At 66.8% G+C, this 23,661-nt stretch carries 22 protein-coding genes; 8 read left to right on the forward strand and 14 right to left on the reverse strand.

Annotation, left to right across the window (positions count from 1 at the left end; all coding sequences use genetic code 11):
* Positions 1 to 253 precede the first annotated feature (253 nt).
* Together AC1DDA_RS04910 and AC1DDA_RS04915 are read right to left on the reverse strand one after the other, a co-directional pair.
* A complete protein-coding gene (locus tag AC1DDA_RS04910; RefSeq protein ID WP_476794865.1) occupies positions 254 to 1,666 on the reverse strand; it encodes an FAD-binding oxidoreductase in 1,413 nt (470 codons plus the stop codon).
* Positions 1,667 to 1,681: 15 nt separating this feature from the next.
* Positions 1,682 to 2,920, reverse strand: a complete 1,239-nt coding sequence (locus AC1DDA_RS04915) for a class I SAM-dependent RNA methyltransferase (protein ID WP_476794866.1) — start codon at positions 2,918 to 2,920, stop codon at positions 1,682 to 1,684.
* 142 nt (positions 2,921 to 3,062) lie between these two features.
* Between AC1DDA_RS04915 and AC1DDA_RS04920 the strand changes: the two genes are divergently transcribed.
* Both AC1DDA_RS04920 and corA read left to right on the forward strand, forming a co-directional pair.
* A complete protein-coding gene (locus AC1DDA_RS04920) occupies positions 3,063 to 4,109 on the forward strand; it encodes a cysteine synthase A (protein WP_476794867.1) in 1,047 nt (348 codons plus the stop codon).
* A gap of 112 nt (positions 4,110 to 4,221) precedes the next feature.
* Entirely contained in the window at positions 4,222 to 5,277 is a 1,056-nt protein-coding gene (gene corA, locus AC1DDA_RS04925) for a magnesium/cobalt transporter CorA (RefSeq protein WP_476794868.1), read from the forward strand.
* Here the strand turns inward: corA and AC1DDA_RS04930 are convergent.
* From AC1DDA_RS04930 to AC1DDA_RS04945, 4 genes are all read right to left on the reverse strand, one after another.
* Complete coding sequence (locus AC1DDA_RS04930; RefSeq protein ID WP_441511014.1) at positions 5,274 to 7,052, reverse strand: SLC13 family permease; 1,779 nt, start codon at positions 7,050 to 7,052, stop codon at positions 5,274 to 5,276. The two genes, corA and AC1DDA_RS04930, sit on opposite strands and share 4 nt — an antisense overlap.
* A 33-nt stretch (positions 7,053 to 7,085) precedes the next feature.
* Positions 7,086 to 8,075 (reverse strand): magnesium transporter CorA family protein, encoded by a 990-nt coding sequence (locus AC1DDA_RS04935; RefSeq protein WP_476794869.1) that lies wholly within the window; start codon positions 8,073 to 8,075, stop codon positions 7,086 to 7,088.
* Between the two features lie 79 nt (positions 8,076 to 8,154).
* On the reverse strand, positions 8,155 to 9,015 hold the full coding sequence (locus AC1DDA_RS04940; protein ID WP_476794870.1) for an SDR family oxidoreductase: 861 nt from the start codon (positions 9,013 to 9,015) through the stop codon (positions 8,155 to 8,157).
* Positions 8,999 to 9,883 carry an SDR family NAD(P)-dependent oxidoreductase gene (locus AC1DDA_RS04945; RefSeq protein WP_476794871.1) on the reverse strand — a complete coding sequence of 295 codons (885 nt, stop codon included), beginning with the start codon at positions 9,881 to 9,883 and terminating at the stop codon, positions 8,999 to 9,001. The genes AC1DDA_RS04940 and AC1DDA_RS04945 overlap by 17 nt, the downstream gene beginning before the upstream one ends.
* A gap of 80 nt (positions 9,884 to 9,963) precedes the next feature.
* On the opposite strand from AC1DDA_RS04945, the gene AC1DDA_RS04950 reads away from it, so the two are divergent.
* A complete protein-coding gene (locus AC1DDA_RS04950; protein ID WP_476794872.1) occupies positions 9,964 to 10,758 on the forward strand; it encodes a class I SAM-dependent methyltransferase in 795 nt (264 codons plus the stop codon).
* A gap of 17 nt (positions 10,759 to 10,775) precedes the next feature.
* On the opposite strand, the gene AC1DDA_RS04955 is transcribed toward AC1DDA_RS04950, so the two are convergent.
* The gene (locus AC1DDA_RS04955) at positions 10,776 to 12,551 is read right to left on the reverse strand and encodes an acyl-CoA dehydrogenase (RefSeq protein ID WP_476794873.1); all 1,776 of its coding nucleotides are present in this window, start codon (positions 12,549 to 12,551) and stop codon (positions 10,776 to 10,778) included.
* Between the two features lie 186 nt (positions 12,552 to 12,737).
* Between AC1DDA_RS04955 and AC1DDA_RS04960 the strand changes: the two genes are divergently transcribed.
* A complete protein-coding gene (locus AC1DDA_RS04960) occupies positions 12,738 to 13,706 on the forward strand; it encodes an L-threonylcarbamoyladenylate synthase (RefSeq protein ID WP_476794874.1) in 969 nt (322 codons plus the stop codon).
* 174 nt (positions 13,707 to 13,880) lie between these two features.
* Positions 13,881 to 14,780: a LysR family transcriptional regulator gene (locus AC1DDA_RS04965; protein ID WP_476794875.1), complete on the forward strand. Its 900-nt coding sequence runs from the start codon at positions 13,881 to 13,883 to the stop codon at positions 14,778 to 14,780.
* A 3-nt stretch (positions 14,781 to 14,783) separates the two neighbouring features.
* Here the strand turns inward: AC1DDA_RS04965 and acuI are convergent, their stop codons facing one another.
* Together acuI and AC1DDA_RS04975 are read right to left on the reverse strand one after the other, a co-directional pair.
* Positions 14,784 to 15,770: an acrylyl-CoA reductase (NADPH) gene (gene acuI / locus AC1DDA_RS04970; protein ID WP_476794876.1), complete on the reverse strand. Its 987-nt coding sequence runs from the start codon at positions 15,768 to 15,770 to the stop codon at positions 14,784 to 14,786.
* A gap of 97 nt (positions 15,771 to 15,867) precedes the next feature.
* A complete protein-coding gene (locus AC1DDA_RS04975) occupies positions 15,868 to 17,100 on the reverse strand; it encodes an MFS transporter (RefSeq protein ID WP_476794877.1) in 1,233 nt (410 codons plus the stop codon).
* A gap of 338 nt (positions 17,101 to 17,438) precedes the next feature.
* On the opposite strand from AC1DDA_RS04975, the gene AC1DDA_RS04980 reads away from it, so the two are divergent.
* Together AC1DDA_RS04980 and AC1DDA_RS04985 are read left to right on the forward strand one after the other, a co-directional pair.
* The gene (locus tag AC1DDA_RS04980; protein WP_476779814.1) at positions 17,439 to 18,635 is read left to right on the forward strand and encodes a cell wall hydrolase; all 1,197 of its coding nucleotides are present in this window, start codon (positions 17,439 to 17,441) and stop codon (positions 18,633 to 18,635) included.
* Between the two features lie 241 nt (positions 18,636 to 18,876).
* Positions 18,877 to 19,470 carry a hypothetical protein gene (locus tag AC1DDA_RS04985; RefSeq protein WP_441511003.1) on the forward strand — a complete coding sequence of 198 codons (594 nt, stop codon included), beginning with the start codon at positions 18,877 to 18,879 and terminating at the stop codon, positions 19,468 to 19,470.
* 129 nt (positions 19,471 to 19,599) lie between these two features.
* On the opposite strand, the gene AC1DDA_RS04990 is transcribed toward AC1DDA_RS04985, so the two are convergent.
* The 4 genes from AC1DDA_RS04990 to AC1DDA_RS05005 all read right to left on the reverse strand — a co-directional run bounded on the left by AC1DDA_RS04990 (position 19,600) and on the right by AC1DDA_RS05005 (position 22,069).
* Positions 19,600 to 19,866 (reverse strand): hypothetical protein, encoded by a 267-nt coding sequence (locus tag AC1DDA_RS04990; RefSeq protein ID WP_476794878.1) that lies wholly within the window; start codon positions 19,864 to 19,866, stop codon positions 19,600 to 19,602.
* A gap of 11 nt (positions 19,867 to 19,877) precedes the next feature.
* Positions 19,878 to 20,147 (reverse strand): translation initiation factor IF-1, encoded by a 270-nt coding sequence (infA, locus tag AC1DDA_RS04995; protein WP_047578165.1) that lies wholly within the window; start codon positions 20,145 to 20,147, stop codon positions 19,878 to 19,880.
* A 93-nt stretch (positions 20,148 to 20,240) separates the two neighbouring features.
* Entirely contained in the window at positions 20,241 to 21,686 is a 1,446-nt protein-coding gene (locus tag AC1DDA_RS05000) for a DEAD/DEAH box helicase (RefSeq protein ID WP_476794879.1), read from the reverse strand.
* A 173-nt stretch (positions 21,687 to 21,859) separates the two neighbouring features.
* Positions 21,860 to 22,069 (reverse strand): cold-shock protein, encoded by a 210-nt coding sequence (locus AC1DDA_RS05005; RefSeq protein ID WP_441468752.1) that lies wholly within the window; start codon positions 22,067 to 22,069, stop codon positions 21,860 to 21,862.
* 276 nt (positions 22,070 to 22,345) lie between these two features.
* On the opposite strand from AC1DDA_RS05005, the gene AC1DDA_RS05010 reads away from it, so the two are divergent.
* Positions 22,346 to 22,840 carry a GFA family protein gene (locus AC1DDA_RS05010; protein WP_476794880.1) on the forward strand — a complete coding sequence of 165 codons (495 nt, stop codon included), beginning with the start codon at positions 22,346 to 22,348 and terminating at the stop codon, positions 22,838 to 22,840.
* 27 nt (positions 22,841 to 22,867) lie between these two features.
* On the opposite strand, the gene AC1DDA_RS05015 is transcribed toward AC1DDA_RS05010, so the two are convergent.
* Positions 22,868 to 23,611: an HAD family hydrolase gene (locus tag AC1DDA_RS05015; protein WP_476794881.1), complete on the reverse strand. Its 744-nt coding sequence runs from the start codon at positions 23,609 to 23,611 to the stop codon at positions 22,868 to 22,870.
* Positions 23,612 to 23,661: the final 50 nt, after the last annotated feature.

Here is a 23,661-nt window from a genome sequence, read left to right on the forward strand (position 1 = left end):
AGCCAACCCCTCATGTTCTCGTTATGAGGCCGAAGGCTAGTGACGAGGCAAAAAGCGGTCAATCGAGCGCGGGGGCCATCCTGCCAAATTTTTGAGCAGCGAGCACCGACGGCGATGCTTCACGACGCAGCCTGCCGATGGGGCGAGCAGGTCAGCAGCCACCGCGCGTTGGCGTCATTCTCGGGCTGGGCGGAGCGCAGACCCGAGAAGCTCGAGGAGATGCTCGGGTCAATCCCGAGCGTGACGGGCGTGCTCAGCCCTGCGCCAGCATCGCGCCGGGGTTGAGTATCCCCTTCGGGTCGAGCGTCAGCTTGATGCTGCGCATCAGGTCGAGCTCCACCGGGTCCTTCACACCCGGCAGCAGATCGCGCTTCAGGCGGCCGATGCCGTGTTCGGCCGAGATCGAGCCGTGGAGTTCCGTAACGATGGCATGGACAGCCTCGTTCATCTCGCTCCAGCAGGCGAGATAGGTCGCCTTGTCGGCGCCGACCGGCTGGCTGACGTTGAAATGGATATTGCCGTCGCCGAGATGGCCGAAAGGCACGGGCCGGCAGCCCGGCACCATCGCCTCGACCACCGGAATCGCCCGCTTCAGGAATTCGGGCGTGGCATGGACCGGCACCGAGACGTCATGCTTGATCGAGCCACCCTCATAGGTCTGCACTTCCGACATCATCTCGCGCAGCTTCCAGAAATCGGCGCGCTGGGTCAGCGATCCCGCCAACGCCGCATCCGTGACGATGCCCTTCTCCAGGGCATCGCCGAGGAAGGCCTCGATAGCCTCGTCGAGCCCGGCCGCGGACTGAGCGGAGACTTCCATCAGGACGTACCAGGGCGACGGCTCCGAGAGAGGGTCGCGCGCGCCGGAAGCGTGGCGCAGGACGAATTCGAGGCCGATGCGGGGCATCAATTCGAAAGTGGTGAGCGTGCCACCGGCACCGGCCTTGGCGGCATTCAGCAGCGCGAGCGCCGCTTCAGGGTCCGGCACGGAGAGGAAGGCCGTGGCGCGTGCCGCCGGCAGCGGGAAGAGCTTGAGCACGGCGGCCGTGATGATGCCGAGCGTGCCTTCGGCGCCGATGAAGAGGTCCTTCAGGTCGTAGCCGGTGTTGTCCTTGCGGAGCTGGCGCAGCCCGTTCCAGATGCGCCCGTCGGGCAGCACGACCTCAAGCCCGAGGCAGAGCTCGCGGGCATTGCCATAGGCGAGCACGGCCGTGCCGCCGGCATTGGTCGAGAGGTTGCCGCCGATGGTGCAGGAGCCTTCCGAGGCAAGCGAGAGCGGGAAGAGACGGCCGGCCGCCTCGGCCGTGTCCTGCGCGCGCTTCAGCGTGACGCCGGCTTCGACGATCATCGTGTCGCCGTCGGTGTCGACGACGCGGACTTTGTCGAGCCGCTGCAGCGAGAGGATGATCTCCCGGCCGTCCGCGATCGGGATCTGGCCGCCGACGAGGCCGGTATTGCCGCCCTGCGGCACCAGCGTCGTGCCGGTCTCGGCCGCGAGCTTGACCAGCTCCGCCACCTCGGCGGTCGAGCCGGGGCGGACGACGCCTTGCGCCTTGCCGCGGAAGAGATCGCGCCACTCCTTGAGATAGGGCACCATCGCGTCGGGATCAGTGACGACGTTCTTCGCGCCGACGATGCCGGCCATGCGATCAAGAATTGCGCTCATCCTGAAGCCCTGTCCTCAGCCCTTCCTGCCTCGCCGGAACACGCCGACGAGCTCGACATGGGCGGAATAGCGGAACTGGTCGACCGGCGTCACGGCCTCCAGCGCATAACCGCCCGCAACCAGCGTCGCAGCATCGCGGGCGAAACTGCCGGCATCGCAGGAAACGTAGATCACGTCCCTGACCTTGGAGGCCGCCAGCCGCTTGACCTGCGCTTCCGCGCCGGCGCGTGGCGGGTCGAGCACCACGACGTCGAAGCCGTTGAGTTCATGCTCCAGCAGGGGGCGTCGGAACAGGTCGCGCGTCTCGGTGGCGATGGGCTTCAGCCCCTGCGTCGCACCGGCGCCCCTGGCCAGGGCGAGCATCGCCGCGTTCTCGCTCTCCACCGCCAGCACCTGCATGCGCTCGGCCAGCCGGAAGCTGAACGGGCCGCAACCGGCGAAGAGATCGGCGACGCGCTTGCCCTTCGGCAGGGCATCCATGACGAGACCGGCCAGAACCTCCTCGCCCGCTGCCGTCGCCTGGAGGAAACCGCCTGCAGCCGGGGCGACCAGGGCCTTGCCCATGTGCTGCAAGGGTGGCCGGCGCTCGACGACGATTTCGCCATGATTCGAGAGCCGGGCGAGGTCGAGCCGTTCGGCCAGCTGCGTCAGGGCGAGCCTGAGCTTGTCGCCCAGCGGGCCGTGACCGCGCATATCGACGTCGAGTCCGGCTTCCGAAGCGGTGATCTGGATGTCGAGCGGCTTGTTCGCGCCGCCCATGCGGTTCGCCAGCATCAGGGCGACGGCAGGCGCTCGATCCAGGCCCGGCACTAGCACCGGGCAGGCCTCGATCGCGATCAGTTCATGGCTGCGCGCGGCCATGAACCCGACGACCATCGCCTCACCCTGGCGGCGGGCATGGAAGGTGACGCGCCGGCGCCCGGCGCCATGGGCATCGACGAGACCGGCGACCGGCGCCTCGATGCCGGCGCGGCTCAATGTCGTGACGACCTGCTGGCGCTTCCATTCCCGGTAGAGGCCCGGCTCCATATGCTGCGCCGCGCAGCCGCCGCAGCGGGTGAAGAGCGGGCAGATCGCAGCGATGCGGGATTCGGAGGGCGCTATGATCTCGACGAGTTGCCCGCGCTCGCAGTCGACCACGGCGCGCACGGTCTCGCCCGGCAGCGCATAGGGCACGAACACGGTGCCAGCGGACGTTCGCACAATACCGTCGCCGCGCTGACCGAGGTGATCGACGACCAGAATTTCATTCATGGCGAGCCTTGGAGAAGGGTTTTCTCCCGGCTGCGGTTTGGCGATTGGCATTGTTGCGAACTCGGGGCGTGCAGCCCGCTTGCTTGGTGACCTTGGCGAGCGTTTCGCCTATCAGGTCAGAGACGAATTGGGAAATCCGGCCATGACCATCCGCGACGGCGTCATCGAAGCGATCGGCAACACCCCGCTCATCAAGCTGCAGCAGGCATCGCGGGAAACCGGCTGCACCATCCTCGGCAAGGCCGAATTCATGAATCCCGGGCAGTCGGTGAAGGACCGCGCCGCGCTCGCCATCATCCGCGACGCAGAGGCGAAGGGGCAGCTCAAGCCCGGCGGTGTGATCGTCGAAGGCACGGCGGGCAATACCGGCATCGGCATCGCGCTGGTCGGCAATGCGCTGGGCTATCGCTCCGTCATCGTCATCCCGGAGACGCAGAGCCAGGAAAAGAAGGACATGCTGCGGCTGGCGGGCGCGACGCTCGTCGAGGTGCCGGCCGCGCCTTATTCCAATCCGAACAACTATGTGAAGGTCTCCGGCCGCCTCGCCGCGGAGCTGGCGAAGAGCGAGCCGAACGGCGCGATCTGGGCCAACCAGTTCGACAACACCGCCAATCGGCAGGGCCATTTCGAGACGACCGGACCGGAAATCTGGGAGCAGACGGAGGGCAAGGTCGACGGCTTCATCTGCGCCGTCGGCTCGGGCGGCACGCTCGCGGGCGTCGGCATGGCGCTGAAGGCGCACAATCCGAAGGTGACGATCGGCCTCGCCGACCCGATGGGCGCGGCGCTCTATTCCTACTACACATCAGGCGTGCTGAAGGCGGAGGGATCCTCGATCACCGAGGGCATCGGCCAGGGCCGCATCACCGCCAATCTGGTGGACGCGCCGGTGGACGCCGCCTTCCAGATTCCCGATGCCGAAGCGGTGCAGATCGTCTTCGACCTGCTCGAGCAGGAAGGGCTCTGCCTCGGCGGCTCGTCAGGCATCAACGTCGCCGGTGCGATCCGGCTGGCCAAGCAGATGGGTCCCGGCCACACGATCGTGACGGTGCTGTGCGACTACGGCACGCGCTACCAGTCCAAGCTGTTCAATCCCGAATTCCTGCGCTCGAAGAACCTGCCCGTTCCCGGCTGGCTGGAGCGCGACAGCGCGGCGCTGAAGCAGGTCGCCGCCAGGGTGATGGCGTAGAGGTCGACCCGTCGCCGCCACAGCGCTCATTTTGCCGGAAAAGTGATTTCCACGGACCAGGAACAGTTCTAGCCTGCCCTCAGGGTGATCTCGCGATCGACGAGGTGATCGCATGACAGTCTCGAACGTCCGGTTTGCCGCCTCCGCGGCTCCAAAACCGCTTCCTCGCGATCCAGGGGCCGAGGGGCAGCTTCACGAAGTCGGCGTCGTCGCATCGAGCGTCTATGCTCATGGCGTTCGCATCGCCGACATTCCGGTGGAGGAAGCGGGCGAATGGGCAAACAGGGACGGCCATGTCGTCTGGATCGGGCTCTTTGAGCCGGAACCCGCCGTGCTCAAATGCGTGCAGCAGCAGTTCAATCTCCATCCGCTCGCGGTCGAGGATGCAACCAACGCCCATCAGCGCCCGAAGCTCGAGCAATATGGCGACGCCCTGTTCGTCGTGGCGCGCACCGCGCAATTGATCGACGGGCGCATCGCTTTCGGCGAGACGCATATCTTCATCGGCCGCGGCTATATCGTCAGCGTACGTCATGGCGCCTCGACCTCATATACGTCGGTCCGGCAGCATTGGGAGACCTGCCCGACCTCGCTGGCCAAGGGCGAGGACTTCATCCTCTATGCGATCCTCGACTTCATCGTCGACAATTACATGCCGGTGCTAGAGGCGATCCATGACGAGGTCGAGGACATCGAGGACAGGGTTCTCGCCAAGCCGATGACGCGCTCCGACATCGAGCGGCTCTACATGCTCCGGCGCGACCTGCTGCGGCTGCGCAATGCCATCGCGCCGCTGGTCGATGTCTGCCAGCGCCTGACCAACGGCAACGTGCCCCAGGTGCGGCCGGCGCTCGCCGCGATGTTCCGAGACGTGACCGACCATGTCCGTACCGTGCAGGAGAAGATCGACAGCCTGCGCGAGGTGCTGGCCTTCGCCTTCGAGGCGAGCCTGCTGGTCGGACAGAGCCAGGAGAACTCCATCACCAAGCGGCTCGCCTCCTGGGCAGCCATCCTGGCGGTTCCGACAGCGGTCGCCGGCATCTACGGCATGAACTTCAAGAACATGCCGGAGCTGGAATTTCAGTACGGCTACTACGTGGTGCTGCTGCTGATCGCGTGCGCCTGCGTGACGCTGTATTGGCGGTTCAAGCGGAACGGCTGGCTCTAGCGCAGCGGCCAGACCAGCAGGATCATCGGCACGGCGAGCAGAATGACGATGAGCGAGAGCGGCGCGCCGAGCCGGGCATAATCGCCGAAGCGATAGCCGCCCGGCCCCATTACCAGCGTGTTGCACTGATGGCCGATCGGCGTGAGGAAGTCGCAGGCCGCGCCGATCGCGACCGCCATCAGGAAGGCGTCGGGATTGTAGCCGAGATTTTTGGCGAAGCCGGCGCCGATCGGCGCCATCACGAGCACTGTCGCTGCGTTGTTCAGGAAGGGGGTCACGGCCATCGCCGCAATGAGGATCAGCGCAACGGAGGCCCAGCCCGGCATGCCACTTCCGGCCGCAGCAAGCCAGGACGCGAAGAGATCGGTCGTGCCCGTCGTCCGCAAGGAGTCGCTGACCGGGATCAGCGCCGCCAGCATCAGCAGGATCGGCGCGTCGATGTTCTGATAGGCCTCGCGCAGCGGCACGCAGCGGAAGGCGATCAGCGATACGGCCGCGGCAAAAAAGACAAGCGGCACCGGAGCGAGCCCGGCCGCGAGCGCGATGATCGCAGCCAGCACGATCGTCACGGTCAGCAGCACACGACGCGTCGAGCCGAGCGGCAGGAGCCGGTCAGCCAGCGGCAGCAGTCCCGTCTCCGAGAGTTTTTCCGGCAGCAGCTTCTCGTCGCCCTGGATGACGACGATATCGCCGGCGCGCAGGCGGATATCGCGCAGTCGCTGGCTGAAGCGCTCGCCGGAGCGGCTGATCGCGATCATGTTGACGCCGAAGCGGCTGTGCAGCGCCAGATCGCCGGCGGATTGGCCGATCAGAACAGAGTCCGGCCCGATGATCGCCTCGGCTATGCGGTCGGGATCGAGCGCATCCTCCTTCTGTGTGGGACGGTTCTTTCCGATCAGGTCCAGCCCGCCCTCGGCGACGACGCGCTCGAGCACGGCCGCATCGCCGCGCAACAGCAGAATGTCCCCTGTTCGCAGGCCCGCATCCGGCAGCGGCGCCTGCACGCGACGCTCTTTGCGCAGGATCGAGACGATCTCGGCCCCGCCGTCGCCGATCGCCTTGAGGTCCGCCACTGTCTTGCCGGCGAGCGGCGACTTCTCCGCGACCTTCGCTTCGGTGAGGTAATCCTTGATGTCGATAGCCTGATCGAGCGTGACGGCGCCACGACGGTCGCGCGGCAGAAGCCGGTAGCCGACGCTCAGGAAGGCGCAGCCCGCCAGCGCCACAACGATGCCGACCGGCGCGAAATCGAACATCCGGAAGGGCTCGCCGCCAAGCTCCTGCCTGACGCGTGCGACGATGACGTTGGGCGAAGTGCCGACCAGCGTGACGATACCGCCCAGCAATGAGGCAAAGGCCATCGGCATCAGGAAGACCGAGGGCGATCTCCCGCCCTTGCGCGCGAGTTGGTAGGCGATCGGCAGCATCATCGCGAGCGCGCCGATGTTCTTGATGATCGCCGACATGATGGCGACCGCGAAAACGAGCAGGGGCACCTCCAGCTGGGTCGAGGAGAGGCGCGGACCCAGCTTCGAGAACAGGCGCTCGATGATGCGGGAGCGCGCAACCGCCGCGCTCAGCACCAGCGCGCTGCCGACGATGATCACGATGTCATCGGAGAAGCCCTTGAAGGCCTCTGCGGCCGGCACCAGCCCCAGGACCACGGCGAACAACAGCGCCAGCATCGCAACGATGTCGTAGCGCAGCCGCCCCCAGAGGAAGGCGGCCATCATGCCGGCGACGAGGAGAACGGAGAGAAGCTGAGGCTGGGTCATCCGGTCGTCTGGGTAGCCGCCGCAAGCCTGGCGTCAGAGCCATTTCTTCCAGCGAAAGAGCATATAGGGCAGAACAGCGAACAGGATCATCAGCCCGATCGCCATCGGATAGCCCCACTGCCAATCCAACTCCGGCATGGTCTTGAAGTTCATGCCGTAGATCGAGGCAATCAGCGTCGGCGGCATGAGCGCGACCGAAACGACCGAAAACAGCTTGATGATCTTGTTCTGCTCGATCGAGACGAGCCCGAGCGTAGCGTCCATCATGAACTGCAGCTTGTTGGAGAGGAAGGCGGCGTGCTCCTCGATGGCCTGCACGTCGCGCACAGCCGAGCGCCACTCCGCCGAGAACCCCGTCTGCGCCTTCTTCGGCCGGGTGTAGTTGGCCGAGAGGAAGAGCAGCACGCGCTCGACCGAAACCATGCTCTCGCGCACATTCGAGATGATGTGCTCGTACTGGCCGATCTTCTGGATGACGATCTGATAGACGCCGCCCCGCTCCACATCCTGCCCCCGCCCGGCGAAGATCCGGCGCGAGGCGATATCGATCTTGTCGCCGACGCCGCGCAGCACCTCCGCCGCGCGATCGACGATCGCCTCGATCAGCCCGTCGAGGACCGCTTCCGGTTGCTCGCCGCAACCGCCCGGCTTGGTCGCGCGGTTGAGGAAGATGTTGAAGGCGCCCGGCTCGTCATAGCGCACCGTCACCAGCGCCTTGTCGGTCAGGATGAAGGTGACGTCCGCCAACTTGGGGACAACCGTATCGGACTGGCAGATGATGCGCGCCGTCATGAAGCGCGCGCCATCCTCGGTGTAGATGATCTCGGAAGGCTCGAGATCATGCATCTCCTCGCGCGTCGGGATCGAGATGCCGAGATGCTGCTCGACGCGCTTGTCTTCCTCGGGCGTCGGGTTGAGCAGATCGATCCAGATGGCGTCCGCCGGAAAGGCCTCGCCCCGCCCGAGCGCCGCATGCCGAAGCTTGTCGCGCGAATCGGGGCAGACGCCATGGATAATCAGCATGGGCGCGAATCTCGCTGCACGGTCAGGACAGGTGCGGGCAGGAACTCCGATCCGGGACGCATGTCAAACCGATGACGGCTCAGACGCCACCCTTTACCCCCTGCGGCGGCTTGCTGTCGGCCGGGACGAAGAAATCCGGCATCAGCGGCACGGACGGATCGACCCTATAGGGCGTGAAGTCCGTGACGCCCTCGCCCGCCATGAAGCTGTCGTCGATCAGGAAGTTGCCCGAGAATTCCCGCGACGGCTTCGAGAAGATCATATGCGCGGCATCGGCCAGGATCTCGGGCGTGCGGCTCGCCTGCACCATCTTGTCGCCGCCGAGCAGGTTTTGGACGGCGGCGGTCGCGATGGTCGTGCGCGGCCAGAGCGCGTTGACGGCGATGCCCTTCGGCGCCAGCTCCCCGGCGAGGCCGAGCACGCACAGGCTCATGCCGTATTTGGCGATGGAATAGGCCAGATGCGGCGCGAACCACTGCGTCTTCATGTCGAGCGGCGGCGAGAGCATCAGGATATGCGGATTCGCGGCCTTCTCCAGATACGGAATCGCATATTTCGAGACCATGAAGGTGCCGCGCGTGTTGATCTGATGCATCAGATCGAAGCGCTTCATGTCGATCATCTGGGTGTTGGCGAGCTGGATCGCGCTGGCGTTGTTCACGACGATATCGATGCCGCCGAAGGCCTCGGCCGTCTTGGCGATCGCCTCGGCAACGCCCTGCTCGTCGCGGACATCGACCATCAGCGGCAGGCATTTGCCGCCGGCGGCCTCGATCTCGGCCGCGGCCGTATAGATCGTGCCCGGCAGCTTCGGGTGCGGCTCGGCCGTCTTGGCCGCGATGGTGACATTGGCGCCGTCCTTCGCAGCCTTGATCGCGATGGCGAGGCCGATACCGCGCGAGCCGCCGGTGATGAAAAGCGTCTTACCCTTGAGCGACATCGCCGCCTCCCTGTTCGTTCGTGATGACGAAGCGGCCGGGCTGCGAGCCGTCCCGGTCGGTGAAGCCATAGGTGCGCGCCAGATCGGCGACTTGCAGCACCTGTCCGGCGTAGCGCGCGACTTCGGGATCGGCTGCGAGCGCGGCGACGGCGCGGCCGGCATAGAGCGGCGTTTCGGTCGTTTCCGCTGCGAGGCCGGCGTCGCGGACGCGCTCGGTCAGGACATAGCCCGGCGAAAGCCCGAGCGCGGTGACACCGAAGGACTTCAGCTCTTCGGCCATCGCAAAGGTCAGCCGATTCATCGCGGCCTTGGCGAGATCGTAGAAAACGTCGCCGAGATAGCCGCCTGCCGTGTCGAAACTCACCGTGACGATGAGGCCGGAGCGCATCTGCACCATGGCCGGCGCGACGGCACGTGCGAGAAGGAGCTGGGCATAGACGCCGCTCTCGAAGCTCTCCCCCAGCCTCGCGACCGGGCGACGCCAGAAGGGCGTGCCGAAGCCCGAGCCGTCCGGGTAGCGCTCGCCGTCATAGCCTTCATTGCCGCCCCAGACCGCATCGACGACGCAGTCGAGCCGGCCGAAGCGGCGCAGGGCCCAGGCGACGAGCCCGTCGACATCGCGTTCACTGGTGTGGTCGCAGCGATAGGGGTAGCCCTTGCCGCCGGCCGCCTCGACCTCGCGGGCCGTATCCTCGAAGGTTTCCGGGCGCTGATCGGTATGCGGCCCGGCCTCGCTGGAGCGCCCGGTGACGATCACCGTGGCTCCGGCCTCGCCCAAGGCCCTGGCGATGCCGCGCCCGACCCCGCGCGAGGCTCCCGCCACGAGGCAGATGCGGCCGGTGAGTGTCGGCGCGACAGCTTCGCTCATCAGCGCTTCGCCTCGTTCTCGGCTAGCCAGGGCACGTCCGCTGCCCTATAGCCCCGCTCCCCTCGCAACGGAGCAGAACGATGGACAGTGGAGATGTCGCGGCCTGCTGGGAGGCGAATGCCGAGATCTGGACCCAGCATGCGCGGGCCGGCTACGACCTCTATCGCGACGCGCTGAACACGCCGGTCTTCCTGGCGAACCTGCCTGATATCACCGGGCTGAACGGCCTCGACATCGGCTGCGGCGAAGGCTCGAACACGCGCAAGCTCGCCGAGGCCGGCGGGCGCATGACGGCAGTCGACATCGCGCCGACTTTCATCCGGCATGCGCAGGAGGCGGAGGCTGAGAAGCCGCTCGGGATCAACTATCTGGAGGGCGACGGCACCGCCCTGCCCTTCCCGGATGCCAGCTTCGACTTCGCCACCGCCTTCATGTCGCTGATGGATATGCCGCGGCAGGATCTCGCCCTGGCGGAAGCCGAGCGCGTGCTGAAGCCCGGCGGCTTCCTGCAGTTCTCGATCCTGCATCCCTGCTTCGCGCCGCCCTATCGCAAGGTGCTGCGCGACGAGGCCGGCAATGTCCGCGCGATCGAAGTCGGCCGCTATTTCGACGGCATCGACGGCGAGGTCGAGACCTGGCGCTTCGGCGCTGCGCCCGCCGAGGTCAAGGCCAGCGTCGGGCCGTTCCGCGTGCCGCGGTTTCACCGCACGCTGAGCGAATGGGTCGCCATGATCGTCGCGGCCGGGCTGACGATCGAGCACATGGCCGAGCCGCGCATCGATGCGGAGCGGGCGCAACGGGAGCCCTATCTGGCCGATACACTGATCGCCCCGCTGTTCCTGCATATCCGCGCCCGCAAGGGCGCGGCTGCCTGAACGGGGCGCTGCTGCGCTCACGCGGCGAAGACCGCCGCCGCGTCGGCGATGGCGCCGGCGCCTTCCGTCACCGCGAGTTCCAGCGCGGGCGCTTCGGTCGCGAGGCATTCGGCATAGAAGCGGGCTGTAGCGAGATCGCCGGTGCCTTCCGCCTCGGCCCGGGTGGCGAGCGCCTTCTTCGCCAGCCCGGTGCCGCCCTGCGCCAGCGCGAAGAGCTTGAGGTAGGGCGTTGCGCCGGCCAGCGCGTCGGCCTGGCTCGAACCCAGCGTCGCCAGCATCCACTGGGTCGCGCGCTCCAGCGCATCGACCGCAGCGCCGAGACGCGCAGCCGCATGGCCGAAGCCCGGCGTGTTGGCGCGCTCGACCTCGCCGACCACGGCGCGCATCTCGGCGATCAGCGCCTTGACCGCCTCGCCACCGGAAAGCGGCAGCTTGCGGGTGACGAGATCGATCGCCTGGATGCCGTTGGTGCCTTCGTAGATCGCGGCGATGCGGGCGTCGCGCAGGTGCTGGGCGGCGCCGGTCTCCTCGATGAAACCCATGCCGCCATGGACCTGCACGCCTGTCGAGGCGACATCGATGCCGATATCGGTGGAATAGGCCTTGGCGACGGGAGTGAGGATGGCGGCCCGCTCGGCCGCAGCCTTGCGCTTCGCCTCATCCGGCTCGCGGTGCGAGCGGTCGAGCGCCTCGGCAACGAGGTAGGAGATCGCGCGCGCGCCTTGCGTCTTGGCGCGCATGTCCATGAGCATGCGGAGCACATCCGGATGGACGATGATCGGGCTCATCGGCGCGCCCTTCGGAGCGTCGAGCGCAGCGCCCTGCTTGCGCTCGTGAGCGAAGGCGAGCGCCTGCTGATAGGCACGCTCGGCGATGGCGACGCCCTGCAGCGCGACGTTGAGGCGGGCATTGTTCATCATCGTGAACATGCAGGCGAGGCCGCGGTTCTCCTCGCCGATCAGCCAGCCGACGGCGCCGTCCTCGTCGCCGAAGGCCATGGAGCAGGTCGGCGAGGCATGGATGCCGAGCTTGTGCTCGATGCCGGAGCAGCGGAGGTCATTGTGTTCTCCGAGCGTGCCGTCGGCATTGACCAGATATTTCGGCACGAGGAAGAGCGAGATGCCGCGCGTGCCGGGAGGAGCGTCGGGGAGGCGCGCCAGCACGAGATGGACGATGTTCTCCGTCAAATCGTGCTCGCCATAGGTGATGAAGATCTTCTGGCCGGTGATCCGATAGGTGCCGTCCGGCTGGCGCTCGGCCCTGCTGCGCAGCGCGTTGAGATCGGAGCCCGCCTGAGGCTCGGTGAGGTTCATCGTGCCCATCCACTCGCCGGAGACGAGCTTGGCGAGATAGGTCTCCTTCAGATGGTCGGAGCCATGCGCATAAAGCGCCTCGATGGCGCCGACCGTCAGCAGCGGGCCGAGGGCAAAGGCGAAGGCGGCCGAGTTCCACATCTCGATGCAGGCGGATTGCAGCAGCGCCGGCAAGCCCTGCCCGCCATAGGCTTCGGGCGCCGGCAGCGAATTCCAGCCGGCTTCGGCCCAGGCCTTGTAGGCCTCTTTCCAGCCTGGCGGGGTGGTGACGGCGCCGTCCTTCAGCTTCGAGCCATAGGCATCGCCGACCCGGTTGAGCGGCGCGATGACGTCCGTCGCGAACTTCGCCGCCTCGTCCAACACGGCTTCGGTGACGCCGCCCTCGAGCTCCGGAGCCAGCCCCTCTGCGATCAGCCGGTCGAGGCCTGCGACATGGCGCATGGTGGCGAGCATGTCCGAAACCGGGGCGCGATAGCTCATATGTCGTCTCCCTGAGGCGCGGGGGCCCGAAAGGGCAGCCGCAGCCTGCTTTTGCCGTTGCCGCGATGGTAGCGAGGAACTATCGCCTATGCCACGCGCAAGCGAGCGCGACCTTCGTCCCGTGTCGCGCCTGTCAGTTAGTTTATATATAAACTATCTTCGGTCAATCTCGTCGTGAACCAGCCCGTGCCCGCCCTCCGCCGAACGAAGCTTCTTGCTGCCGACGCCGCCGGCATAGCCGAAGCCGCGGCGCTGCTGCGCACAGGCGGCCTTGTCGCGATGCCGACGGAGACCGTCTACGGCCTCGCGGCTGACGCGACCGAGGGCACCGCCGTCGCCGGCATCTACGCCGCCAAGGAGCGGCCGAGCTTCAACCCGCTGATCTCGCACCTGCCCGATCTGGCAAGCGCGCGCCGGCAAGGCCTTTTCGACGCCAATGCGCTGGCGCTGGCGCAAGCTTTCTGGCCGGGGCCGCTGACGCTGGTCGTACCGGTATCCTCCGGCTGCACCGTCAGCGAGCTGGCGCGGGCGGGGCTGGCCACGGTGGCGTTGCGCGTCCCGGCCCACCCCGTCGCGCATGCCGTTCTCGAAGCGGCCGGGCGCCCGATCGCAGCGCCTTCCGCCAATCGCTCCGGCAGGATCAGCGCGACCAGCGCCGCCCATGTCATGGCCGATCTCGACGGACGTATCGACGCCGTTCTCGATGCCGGCCCGACCGAGGTCGGCGTTGAATCCACCATCGTCGCCTGCCTCGACGGCGCGCCACGCCTGCTCAGGCCCGGCGGCGTGCCGCGCGAGGCGATAGAAGGCGTGATCGGCCGCCCGCTCGTGCTGGCGGGCGAGGCCGGTAACGCCCCGATCGCGCCGGGCATGCTGACCTCGCACTATGCGCCGGTCGCTGGCGTCAGGCTCGATGCCGATGCCCCCCGCGATGGCGAGGCCTGGCTGGGCTTTGGGCCGGGGCAGGACTTCCCGGCCTCGCTCAATCTCAGCCCGACCGGCGATCTGCGCGAGGCGGCGAGCCATCTCTTCGGCCATCTGCGCCGGCTGGACGAGATGGGCCTCAGAACGATCGCCGTCGCCCGCATTCCGCAGCAGGGGCTGGGCGAGGCGATCAATGACCGGCTGCGGCGGGCGGCCGCCCCACGCAGCTGATAACGAGCACAGGCGTCGTTCTCGGGCGAAGGGAAGCGCAGACCCGAGGATCTCTTGCAAGATAAGGCGCCCTCCTTCCTGAGATGCTCGGGTCGAGCCCGAGCATGACGGCCCCTTCCAACTTGCATCGATGCAAGATTTCGGCTTGCGTGCCGGCCGGAGGACGCGTTGCCGATGAATGCCAAGCTCGCCTGGGACGATTTCCGGCTGATCAAGGCCATCGCCGATCATGCCGGGTTGACCGGGGCCGCAGCGGCGCTGTCGGTCAACCACTCGACGGTGTTCCGCCGCCTCGGCCAGATCGAGGAGATCGTCGGCATGCCGCTCTTCGAGCGGCGCAAGACCGGCTATGTCGCGACAGTGGCCGGCGCGGAGATGACGGCGCTCGCAAGCCGCATGGACGAGGATGTAACGGCCTTCTCCCGGCGTCTCGCCGGACGCGATGTCGCGCCTTCGGGCGAATTGCGTCTCACCACGACCGACACTCTCTACCAGAACGTGCTCCTGCCGATCTTCTCGGCCTTCCGCCGCGCCCATCCGCTGATCAGGCTCGATGTCGTCGTCGGCAACCAGGCACTCAACTTGTCCAAGCGTGACGCAGACATTGCGATCCGCGCCAGCGACACGCCCGGCGAGACGCTGGTCGGCCGGCGCATCGCGACCATTGCCTGGGCGATCTATGGCCGCGCGGAAGACGGCATCACGCCTGAGGAAAAAGCGGATCCCACCTTGCTCTACGAGCGGGACTGGGTCGCGCTCGGCGACCAGCTCTCCCATGTGAAGGCGGCCCGCTTCGTGCGCGAGCATGTCGAACCGGAGCGGATCGCCCTGAAGAGCTCGGCCGTGCTCGGCATCGCCGAAGCGGTCGGGCGCGGCCTCGGCATCGGGCCTATGCCGTGCTTCATCGCCGACCAACGGCCGGACCTCATGAGGCTCCTGCCGCCCAATCCCGATTTCGCGACCGGGCTATGGGTGCTCACCCACCCCGACATCCGTCACGTGCCGCGCGTGCGCGCCTTCATGGATTTCTGCAGCTGTGAGCTGGCGCGGCAGCGAGCTCTGTTCGAGGGATAGGGATCAGCCGATCTCAACGACGACGCGGCCCTTCACCTTGCCCTCGACGATAGCCTTGCCCGTTTCGATCACAGCATCGAGCGGGATCGTCGTGGTGATCAGCGCGAGCTTCTCGCCGTCTAGGTCGCTGGCAAGGCGCTTCCACGCTTCGAGCCGGCGCAGCTTGGGACACATCACCGAATCCACGCCGAGCAGCGCGACGCCGCGGAGGATGAACGGCGCTACCGAGGCCGGCAGGTCCATGCCCTGCGCAAGGCCGCAGGCGGCGATGGCACCGCCATATTTCGTCATCGAGAGCAGGTTCGCCAGCGTATGCGAGCCGACCGCGTCGACGCCGGCGGCCCAGCGCTCCCTCCCGAGCGGACGGCCCGGCGCCGAAAGCTCGTTGCGGTCGATGATTTCGGCCGCGCCCAGACCCTTGAGGTAATCGGCCTCCTCGGCGCGGCCGGTCGAGGCGATGACGTGCCAGCCGGCCTTGGCCAGCAGCGCGATTGCGACCGAGCCGACGCCGCCGGCGGCACCTGTCACGACGACCGGGCCGTCGGAAGGCTTGAGGCCATGCTTCTCGAGCGCGAGAACGCAGAGCATAGCGGTATACCCGGCCGTCCCGATCGCCATCGCCTCAGCGGGCGTCAGGCCCTCCGGCAGCGGCACCAGCCAGTCGCCCTTGACCCGGCTCTTCTGGGCGTAGGCGCCCAGATGCGTCTCGCCGGTGCTCCAGCCGTTGAGGACGACGAGATCGCCCGGCTTGAAATCGGGATTGTCGGAGGCCTCGACCCGGCCGGCGAAATCGATGCCGGGGATCATCGGCCAGCGGCGCACCACCGGCGCCTTGCCGGTGATGGCGAGGCCATCCTTGTAGTTCACCGTCGAATGCGTGACGCGGACGGTGACATCGCCCTCCATCAGGTCGCTCTCGGCGAAATCGGTGAAGGCGAGCTTCGGCCCGGCCTCGCCCTTGGTTGCCACGAGGGCCTTGAACGTCGTCATCACCATCTCCTCAGCGCTGAAACGCGAAGGCCGACAAGGTTGCAGCGGCAGCCCGCCGCCGCAACCCCATCGGCCGTGCGTTGGATCGTCTTCCGAATCAGGCCGGCTGCACCTGCGGCCGCTGCACCGGCCGCTCGACGATCGGCAGATTGATCAGGGCCGATGCAACACCGAGCGCGACCGAGAGCCACCAGACGAGCTGGTAGTTGCCCATCGATTCGTAGAGCACGCCGCCAAGCCAGACGCCGAGGAAGCCGCCGACCTGATGCGAGAAGAAGGCAAAGCCGTAGAGCATCGCCATGTATTTGGTGCCGAACATCAGCATGACCAGCGAAGAAGTCGGCGGCACGGTCGAGAGCCAGAACAGGCCGATGACGACGCCGAAGGTGATCGCGGTCACTGGGCTGGGCGGAAGCATGATGAAGGCAGCGATCGCCACCGCACGGCCAAGATAGATCCAGGCGAGGAGATGGCGCTTCGGCATGCGGGTCGAGAGCCAGCCGGAGGACAGCGAGCCCACGGCATTGGCAAGGCCGATCACCGCGAGAGTCCAGCCGCCGACCCAGGCCGGCAGGCCGGCGTCCTTGAGATAGGCCGGCATGTGGACGGTGATGAAGGCGAGCTGGAAGCCGCAGGTGAAGAAGCCGAGCACGAGCAGGACATAGCTGCGGTGCTTGAAGGCCTCGCTCAGAGCCTGCACCACGGTCTGGTTCGGCAGGTTGGCAGCAGCCGTCGTACCGGCCGAACCGAGCTTGCGCGTCGCCAGCACGATCGAAACCGGGAGGATCGGCAGCAGCGTAAACGCAAAGACGATCAGCGCCTGCTGCCAGCCCAGCGTATCGATCAGGATGTTGCCGATCGGCGGGAACAGGAACTGGCCGAAGGAGCCAGCCGCCGTGCCGGCGCCGAATGCCATCGGCCGCCACTGCTCCGGCAGGAGCTTGCCGAAGGCTGCGAGAACGAGGTTGAAGGAGCAGGCAGAGAGGCCGAAGCCGATCAGCACACCGGCGCCGAAATGGAGCTGCAGCGGCGTGGTGGCATAGGCCATCATGACGAGGCCGGCAGCGTAAAGCACAGCGCCGACGCAAAGCACCCGCACAGTGCCGTAGCGATCGGCGATGGCACCAGCGAAGGGCGCGCCGAGGCCCCAGAGCAGGTTCTGGATCGCGAGCGCCAGGCCGAAGATGTCGCGGCCCCAGTGGAACTGCAGCGTCATCGGGATCTGGAAGAGGCCGGCGCTGGCGCGCGGGCCAAAGGTGATCAGGGCGATCAGGCAGCCGGCGGCGACGATGACCTCCGGTGCGTAGCTGCGCGCTGGAGTGGACGGCATGGATTTCTCCGGCGAGTCGGGAGTGTCGGAAGTGTGGCTACACGTTATCGCCCTGCCCGCGCGGCAACCAGCGCGATTTCGTGAAATTTGACATCACGGCGCGGCATGGAATGCCGGAGCCACAGCGGTGTTAACCGGCGCTCAACCTTACCAAGGCGATAACGGATTCCAACGAAGGCGCAGCGTCGTCTGCTGGGTTTTTCGTTCCGTGCGATCGGGACGGGTGTGTCGCTTTGAGTCATCGGCGTCTTCACAGGCATGGGCGGGGAGCGCGCCCTCTCGGCATCAAATGGGCCGCGAACACGGTTGCGCCCTGGGCGCTGTCGGTCGGGTTGCTTGTGTCCTTCACCGCCTCCGCCGGCCAGAATTTCGGGCCGACCGGCCTGCCCTCCAGCGCCATCGACCGGGTCGCGCCCGGCCCCGCCTCGGAGTTGGCCGAAGGCCCCTCGATGCTGGTCGCGGCCAGCGCCTTCCGTCTGCCCGGCCTGGCGCTCACCTCCGCCGTCACCCAGGCCAAGCTCTCCTTCGAGGATCCGGAGCGCCGGATCGTCGTCGACCCCCGCGCGCCGCGCGAGGACATGAAGCGCACCGCCGCCAACTTTCCCGAGGTCGACCGCACCGCCAAGGGCGACATGCTGCCTAGCTTGCGGCCGGGCCTCACCGAACACCCTTCCGTCGAGCTGGAGCGCGTCGTCTTCGGAGACACCCAGCCCAAGCTGATTTCAGGGGGCTTCTCGATCGACGCGCTGCGCGCGGCCGAGGCCGTCGATGGCCCGCAGACCGGCTTCGAGGCCTATGCCAACGAGGAGGGCCTGACCGATCCAGCCCTGTCGGATTCCTCTCCCGTCTCGCTCAAGCCGAAGATCACCTCGGCGCGGCAGGCGGAGCTCTTTCTCGAAAGCATCGACGGCTCGTCTCCATCGGTGCCGAAGGCCAACCGGCAATCCTCCTCGACGCCACTCGTCGGCTCGGTCATCGGCACGCTGACGCCCCCCGCCCTGCCCGCGCATGGCGCGCCGCAGCAGCGCAGCCGCATCGCGCTCGCTTCGGCACCGGCCAATCGCGACCTGCGCCTGGCCGAGCCCGGCGTGAAGCAGGATTACACCGGCCTGATCGCACCGGAGGCCATGGCGAAGGAACAGCGCTGCCTGGCTGAGGCGGTCTATTTCGAAGCGCGCTCCGAATCCTTCCAGGGGCAGGCAGCGGTGGCGCAGGTCGTGCTCAACCGCGCCAAGAGCGGGCTTTATCCAAGCAGCGTCTGCGGCGTCGTCTACCAGAACAGCAACCGCTACCTTTCCTGCCAATTCACCTTCACCTGCGAGGGCAAGTCGTTACGCATCACCGAGCCGGGCCCCTGGCGCGATGCGGTCAGGATCGCACGCGAGGTCTATGAGGGCACGACCTACCTGCCCGAAGTCGGCGCCTCCACGCACTACCATGCGCAGTATGTGCGGCCGTACTGGGCCAAGAAGCTGCAGAAGATGGACACGATCGGCCAGCACGTCTTCTACCAGCTTCGCCCCGGCCAGACCTGACGACCGAGGCCGGGCCTCAAACACCCGGAGCGATGGCCGCCCACGCTTGCGGGCGGCTACGACTGGATCCGCAGCGCCATTCGGCAGCGAAGCCGACGCCGGATCTCTGCCGATCCGCGCGCCGTCAAACATGGTTAATTTTACCTTGTTGCAGCATTTACCTTGCGTTCACCTCTTCGCCCGGGCTTTCTGACCATAACGAACGGCGCGCTGACGCCGGAACCGACAGGTCAGGTCCAACATGGTGCGCTCGCTCCCGTCATCCCGGATCATTGCCGCCTCGGCCTTTGCCACGACGCTGCTTCTTGGCGCCTCCGCTGCCGAAGCCGGTGGCTGCCGCGGCTCCGCCTGCTACAACCTCGTCAACGCGCCGCCGGTCTACGGCACCATCAACGAGACCTATCAGGTTCGCCCGGCGCAGACGCAGCATCGCGTCGTTCCCGCCGAGTACGAAACCGTGACCGATAACGTGATGATCGCGCCGGAGCGGCGTATTGCGCGCCCTAGGGCCGCCGTCTACGAGACCGTGACCGAGACGGTGCTTGTCGCGCCCGCCACGCGGCGCTGGGAAGTGACGCGCGATGCCTGGGGAAATACGGTCGGGTGCTGGGTCGATGTGCCCGCGCAATACGGCTATCGGAACCGCCGGGTCGAGGTTTCGCCGGCGACAGTCGAATACGAGATGGTTCCGGCGGTCTACACGCAGCGTCAGCGCAAGGTGATGGTGCGTCCCACCGAAGTCGTGCGGGAAGAAATCCCCGCCGTCTACGAGACGCGGCAGCGCCAGGTTCTGGTCAGTCCCGGCTCGCAATACTGGTCCCGCGCCGGCTACTGAGCCGACCGGGCAGGAGTTTCACGCAGACCCTTTTTTACCACGGAAATGACCACTTACACCCCGGCCTCGCGCCGGGGTTTTTTTGTGGCGTCCGGCTTTTGGGGTCGCAGTGCGGCGCGGCCCGTCCGCTCAGATGTAGCGTTCGCCGAGCAGGAAGATGCAGACCCCGACGACGAAGGCGAGGAAGCGGGCGGGCATGCCGACCAGCGTGCCGGGCGAGCGCCCTGCCGCGTAGCCGATCAGCAGCTCCGCGAGGCCAAGCCCCAGCAGCACGATGACGAAAGGCGGAAAGGCTCCGTCCCGAACGACGAAGCCCGCTTTCGCGCCGTAAGCGACCGCAGCGCCGAGAATGGCGCCCAGCGCGATGAAGAGAAGCTCATTCCGCGACAGGCGCATCGGCAGATCGCTCAGCGACGGCGGAAGTTCTGGCGCGGCGGACCGCCGGGGGCCGGGCCGGCCGTCTTCTGGCGGAAGTTGATGCGGCCGCGATCGAGATCGTAAGGCGACATCTCGACGATGACCCGGTCACCCGCGATGGTGCGGATGCGGTTCTTCTTCATCTTGCCGGCCGCATAGGCCAGGATCACATGGTCATTGTCGAGCTTGACCCGGTAGTTGCCGTCCGGGAGCACCTCGACCACGGTGCCGTCGAATTCAAGCAGTTCTTCTTTCGCCATCTGTCGTCCTTCGTGAGCCCTTTGGCGCGGGAGCGGACCACCGTCCGGCAAGTAAGCCGAGATGAGGCCCGCCCTGTTCTGGCCGATCGCGCGTCAGCGCGCGCGCCGCCGGGCGCCGTTGGTGCGTGGTTGCTGTGTTCTTTGCTGCAAGAACGCGACGCCGCCAAGCCCTTCTTTTGCGGAAGCACCGTCTTTTCGCTGCGTCGCCTGCTCGGGACGCGGGGTGCGCTCGGGATTGCGCGGCCGTTCGTGGCGCTCCTGACGCGCGCCGCCACCGGCATGGTGGTGGCCGCCCTGCTCGGAACGCTTGCCCGGCTGCCCCTGCGGACGGCCCTGCCCCTGCGGGCGAGACTGTTGCTGACCGCGCCCGCCGCGATTCTGCTGCGGCTTCTTGGGCGTGCGCCCATCCCAATAGGGCACCTCGCCGATCGGCGTCGGCTTGACGCCGGTGAGCTTCTCGATAGCGGCGAAATCGCCGCGCTCTTCCGGCGTGCAGAAGGCGATGGCCACGCCGGAAGCGCCGGCGCGTGCCGTGCGGCCGATGCGGTGGACATAGCTCTCGGGCACGTTCGGCAGGTCGTAGTTCACGACATGGCTGACGCCGTCGACATCGATGCCGCGGGCGGCGATGTCGGTGGCGACGAGGATGCGCAGCGAGCCGTCACGGAAGGCGCCGAGCGCACGTTCGCGCTGGCCCTGGCTCTTGTTGCCGTGGATCGCCGCCGCCTCGATGCCGGACTGCGCGAGTTGGCGCACGACCTTGTCGGCACCGTGCTTGGTGCGGGTGAAGACGATGGCGCGCTCGAGGTCCGGCACGTTCAGCGTCTTCGCCAGCAGGGCCGGCTTGTCGTTGGGCTCGGTGAAGATGACGCGCTGGTCGATCTTTTCCGCAGTGGTCGCGACCGGCGTCACCGCGACCTCGACCGGATTGGTGAGATAGGCGGAGGCGATATCGCGGATCGGCTTCGGCATGGTCGCCGAGAAGAGCAGCGTCTGGCGCTCCTTCGGGATCAGCGTGGAGATGCGACGCAGCGCATGGATGAAGCCGAGGTCGAGCATCTGATCGGCTTCGTCGAGGACGAGGAACTCGATCTCGCGCAGCGAAACGGCGCGCTGGTCGACGAGGTCGAGCAGGCGGCCGGGGGTGGCGACGAGGATGTCGATCTTGTCGCCGAGGGCGCGGATCTGCTTGCCGACCGGGACGCCGCCGAAGATCACCGTGGAGCGCAGCGTGGTGAACTGCGCGTAGGTGCGAATCGAGGTCTCGATCTGGGCGGCGAGCTCACGGGTCGGCGAGAGGACGAGGACACGCACGGAGCGGGCCGGCATCTGGCGCGGCTTGCCGAGCAGCCGATGCAGCATCGGCAGCGAGAAGGCAGCCGTCTTTCCGGTGCCGGTCTGGGCTGCACCGAGCAGGTCACGGCCCTGGAGAATGTGGGGGATCGCCTGCGCCTGGATCGGCGTCGGCGTTTCATAGCCCTCGGCCGCGAGCGCCTTGAGCAGCGGCTCGGCGAGGCCGAGATCGGTGAATTTGGTCAAGAAAAGTCTTTCCGGACGCCGCGATGCGAGGGGCGCATGTGGAATTCGGCCGCGCCGCAGGCCCGCATCCGGCCTGATACTGATAGTCGAACCCGCCGGCGAACCGCTAGCCACAGCGCCGGCAGGCTTGTCGTAAGCCGGGCGGCGCGATGCCGTCCCGGCGTTAGTCTGGCTCAGGCGACGACGAGGTTGCCGGCCGAAGTCTTGCCGGTCTTGCGATCGGCAACGAGCTCGAAGGAGACGACCTGGCCGTCGCGCAGCTCGCGCAGGCCGGCGCGCTCGACAGCGCTGATGTGGACGAAAACGTCCTGGCCGCCGTTCTCAGGCGTAATGAAGCCGTAGCCCTTGGTGGTGTTGAACCACTTCACGGTGCCCTTGTTCATGGGGGTAGTCCTTACGTTTCAGATCCGCGTCTATCGTGATGACACGACGGGACGCGCGGACGCCTCGCCATGGCCTTGTAGCGATGTGTGGTGGATCTGATTCGTAACCGCCGACCGGACAAGCAGCCGAACGGAGGGGTGGCCAGAACCCGGCCGCATCTCGTCTTACATCGTGCTCCCTAGCATGGAATGCAAGAAAGGTCCAGTAAGCCGGCAGCAGACATCTCGGAACACTCGGCCCAAGCCGGTGTTTGACTGGCGAATGGAGGCTGCATCATGCCGATTAAGCTGAAGGGCTCATGCCGCTGCGGAGCGGTGCACTTCTCCGTCGAGAGCCATGCACCCGTCCCGTATCAGCTCTGCTATTGCTCGATCTGCCGCAAGACTGCCGGCGGAGGCGGCTTCGCGATCAATCTGTCGGCCGTAGCCCAGACGCTGAAGGTCGAGGGCGAAGACGCGATCGGCAGCTTCAGCGCGGAAATCAGAGGCGATGACGGTGTCTGCGAGCGCTCGCAGGCGCAGCGCCGCTTCTGCACGGGCTGCGGGACGGCGCTGTGGCTGTTCGATCCGCGCTGGCCGGATCTGCTGCATCCCTTCGCCTCGGCGATCGACAGCCATCTGCCGCGCGCTCCCGAGAAGACCCATATCATGCTGCGCTTCAAGGCCGGTTGGGTCGACCCGGATATCGCTGCGAATGACCAGAGTTTCGAAGACTATCCGGAGGAATCGATCGAGGAATGGCATCGCAGACATGGCCTTTGGGTCGACTGACCCCTGGCACCGCTTGGCTGCGAAACGCTAGCGAAACAGTTTCTCGACAAGGCCGCGCAGAGGGCCAAGGTCCGATATTGCATGATAGCGCCCGTGACCGACGGGTTCTTCGGCATGCTCCAGCACCCAGGTCAGCTCATGCGGGACATGTACCGCCCATGAGCCCGCTTCCAGTGCCGGCAGGATATCCGACTTGAGCGAATTGCCGACCATCATCGCCCGCCCCGCTCCGTCGCCGTGACGGGTGAAGATGCGGTCGTAGGTGGCGGCCTTCTTGTCGCTGACGATCTCGACCGCATGGAAGAAATCGCCTAGGCCGGACTGGGCGAGCTTACGCTCCTGGTCGAAGAGATCGCCCTTGGTGATGAGCACGAGCCGGTAGTCGCCGGACAGGGCCTGAAGGGTCTCGTGGACATGAGGCAAGGTCTCGACCGGATGGGCTGCCATCTCGCGGCCAGCGGCGAGGATCTCGCCGATGACGGCTGCGGGGACCTGCCCCCCGGTGATCTCGATCGCAGTCTCGATCATCGAGAGCACGAAGCCCTTGATGCCGAAGCCGTAGAAGCCGAGATTGCGCTTCTCGGCTTCGAGCAGGCGGCCGGAAATCTCGGCCGCCTCGCCATGTTCACCGAGCAGCGCGACGAAGCGATCCTCCGTCATCCGGAAGAATTGCTCATTCTGCCAGAGCGTGTCGTCGGCATCGAAGCCGATGGTGGTGAGGTTCAAGGGCACGGCCACCTCGTCATGGTCGGGCTTGTCCCGACCATCCACGTCTTGCTTTGGGCAATGCGGTGTTCAAGACGTGGATGCTCGCCACCAGG

The sequence above is a fragment of the Allobosea sp. 10N428 genome, assembly GCF_056394545.1.